The following is a 3,119-nucleotide window of genomic DNA, read 5'->3' on the forward strand; positions in this document are numbered from 1 at the left end:
CTTTATCATATTTAACTAAGTAATTACTAACAAATTATAGAATGAAATGTTGCTTAATTTAGAAGGGAAACAAGGAGTCCTTTAGGGAGTCTCTAGGGACTCCAAAGAGTCCCTGCTTCGAAATCCCTTGCGCCCCAAAGGATAAAAGCATTGTAATTTTCCAACGAAAATGCCATGTAAAATTTCATCGATTCCTTTGTGTCCGTCATTAAATACGATTCAGAAATACTGTAATATCAGCGTTCAGAGTCTTTAAGGATAAGTTTAGAGAACCCCAGCTATGCTGGGTGCCATGGCAATGGCATTGTTCCTCCTTATCCTGTTGTCCGGGACTCCTCCGCGACTCCTTTGGTTAAAGTCTTAGTCAACATAAATTCATTTTCAACGCTCTAAAAACTTAATTTACTCTGTTTCATCAAATGTGTGTTAAACTTCATTTTTCATCATTACAGACTCCACTAAAAAACTTCCAATAAAAAATGACCTACTGCATTAATTCTTAATACATGTAGGTCACTTTTTACTCACATTATTTATTTAAAACTAGTAGTGAAAATTTAAATTTTTACTTGTTCTTTAATCTGTTGTTTTTTTAGATATTAATAATTCTTTATTAATATCTAATTGGTATTTTTGTTGCTCTTTTAAGATTGTCATTAAATCTTCAATGAAGTTATCTTTCTTACAAACCTCTTTTTTAAGATATTCGTTATCTTTTTTTATTTCCTCGATTCTTTTCATTAATAAATCTTTTTCTATATTTAAATCGTTAGCTTCTTTCTCTTTACCTACTAAATCTCTACTTGATTTTTTAAATAGCTTCTCTCTTATAAAGTTCTCTACATCCTTATCAATTTTATAAACATTTTTTTCTTTGGTTATTGATAAGTTCTGAGGGAGATCCTGTAAATAGTTCCATATTGTCGTTTTTGATACTTTTAATTCTTTTGATAATTCTTTTATTTGCTTCATTGTGAAAAATCTCCTTTTTTGATTTTTCACTACTTGTGTTTTGTTTTTTCCACCTAGTAAGATTTTAACAATTATTAAATAAAAAATCCTATAAATAGTTTTGAAAGACATAAAAAGAATGTTTTTTCTATATAGTATCAAGACAAGAAGAAACTCGTTTTCAACTCGTTTCTAAAATCAAAATCAACTTAAATACAATTCCTTAGTTTTTTCCTCATCAAAACCCTTAGTAAAATCTAAAAAATAAGGGATTTGCCACTTCTGTGTACTAACAGCCGTTTTATTCAAATCCCTTTCCCAACTAGGATAAACGCGAATAGCCATTTTACCTTTATGTTTTTCAGAACTAATAATTCCTTTTTTAAACAATAACTCTTTAGGAAAGATAAATTGACCTTTTTTAGATCCATCTAAAATATTAATAATCAACTTATCTTTTGACTCCTTAAAATTAAAAGGTCTATTTTTATTAATCTCATTCTTGCACCAAAACGCAACAAAATAACCTACTTTTTTAGGAGTTTTTTTAGCCAATCTACTTTTAAATTCAACTCCACTAAATTCAAAATTAAAAGCCTCGTATTCTTGATTCCATTGCTCAAATTCATGATTTATCAAAGAAAAATTATAATCAAATAACGGTATTTCATTAAAAAAATCGATAGAAACATAATTACTATTCATAACAAAACTCCCTTCTACTCAAAATAAATTATAAACCAATATTGCTTTATTCCAATTGCTTTATTGACGTTGAGCCTCGGAACCCTTAACAATCCCAAAACTTGTCGAATGGTCGGCTTAATAGCTCACGCTATGCCGACATTCGTCTGCAAGTTTAGTTAAGGGTTCTTCTCAACATCAATAAATTTTCTCGGCATAAATGCGCGATCTATTTTTTGTTTTCTGAAGGTTTCCAAAATAAAACCACAGCCATAAAAAATAAGTAATAAATAATAAACCAAAAATCTAAATGACTTTGATTTATTTGTTGATATATAAAAACTAGCATCAAAATAGACAAAAGTAATTGCACTGAAAAACGTAACCACATAAAATATACAAACTCCTTTTTAGCAAACTTTATCACAAGAACGATTTAAATTTTAAATGCCTTTATTTTGAATTTTAAGGGGGTATTTTAAAGAATTAGGGGTAAATCATATAGTTTTATATCTAAAAACGTATATAAGCTCTTAAAACGGAAATATGAGCCAAATAAATATATGCTATTTCCAAAAGCAAAAATTTGAGCGAAACCAGTGACTAATTTTTTAGACACTGCCCAGTTACGCACAAAATTATTTTTTGCATAAAAACTGGGCAACCATGCTGGTTGAACACTATAGTTCCCGCAGGGGCAAAAATACATAAAAAAAACGCTAGCTTTTAAGCTAACGTTTCAAATCTTTTAAGTAATAATTTTGTTTTTCAAAATTCCAAATTGCCATCTTCAGCATCGTCTAAATTTAAAATTTTATGTTTTTGTTTAAGCAAACCACATAACTCAACATACGTTTTCGGTATAAACCTTTTTCTAAATCATTTACGATTTCTTGATTTTTTTCGTCATCATCAGTTAAAAAATCAGATGACTTAACCGAGTATTTTGAAGTCTCTTTGATTGCTGTAAGCTCATTTGAATTATTCGTTAAAGATATTGTATTTAGGCATATTTTGACGACGCATATTAAGCGCATGTATCTCTTCTAGTTCAGCTTTAATCGATTGCATCAAATAACCTTGCATAGCTTCAACCGTTTCATTTTTTTGTAGCAACATCGCTTTAAATCGTTTTAAGACACTGACAAGTTCGAACTCCACGTCTTCTAAACGGTAATATGTATCATGAGCATTATTAAATGATTTTTTTCCTTTAAGTAAAACACTTTTAATAATACGAATTTCTCTAATTTCAAAATTACTTAAGTAATCTTTGATTTGTTGTGACAATTCTTCAAGCACTTGGAATTTTAAGGCGTCATTATTAAATTCAGTTTTTTGATGATTTGTATGATTCGAATGAGCGTTTTCAGAAATATTGTTAGGTTTATCATTCAAATCATTCGTATCATTGTTCTCAGTCTCTATATAAGGTTCTGTTGCAAAGTAAAAAGTATAGCTAACCACTAATTTATCATATCAGT

At 29.0% G+C, this 3,119-nt stretch carries 2 protein-coding genes and 2 pseudogenes; all 4 read right to left on the reverse strand.

The genetic code is table 11. From position 1 onward, the window contains the following. Positions 1 to 576 precede the first annotated feature (576 nt). Positions 577 to 972, reverse strand: coding sequence for an HTH domain-containing protein (locus CD032_RS09915; RefSeq protein ID WP_107556030.1), 396 nt, complete (start codon positions 970 to 972; stop codon positions 577 to 579). A 183-nt stretch (positions 973 to 1,155) separates the two neighbouring features. Next, the gene (locus tag CD032_RS09920) at positions 1,156 to 1,656 is read right to left on the reverse strand and encodes a MepB family protein (protein WP_103211460.1); all 501 of its coding nucleotides are present in this window, start codon (positions 1,654 to 1,656) and stop codon (positions 1,156 to 1,158) included. Between the two features lie 710 nt (positions 1,657 to 2,366). Next, a pseudogene (locus tag CD032_RS13510) lies at positions 2,367 to 2,600 on the reverse strand (protein rep); the annotation flags it as partial. A gap of 16 nt (positions 2,601 to 2,616) precedes the next feature. Beyond that, positions 2,617 to 3,066, reverse strand: a pseudogene (locus CD032_RS09930) (replication initiator protein A); the annotation flags it as partial. Between the last annotated feature and the right edge of the window lie 53 nt (positions 3,067 to 3,119).

This window comes from Staphylococcus cohnii subsp. cohnii (genome assembly GCF_002902365.1).
GTDB lineage: Bacteria > Bacillota > Bacilli > Staphylococcales > Staphylococcaceae > Staphylococcus > Staphylococcus cohnii.

Bases quoted from the DNA above. Each gene is read 5' to 3' on its own strand.
- CD032_RS09920 (WP_103211460.1), bottom strand. From the start codon at position 1,656: ATGAATAGTAATTATGTTTCTATCGATTTTTTTAATGAAATACCGTTA.
- CD032_RS09915 (WP_107556030.1), bottom strand. From the start codon at position 972: ATGAAGCAAATAAAAGAATTATCAAAAGAATTAAAAGTATCAAAAACG.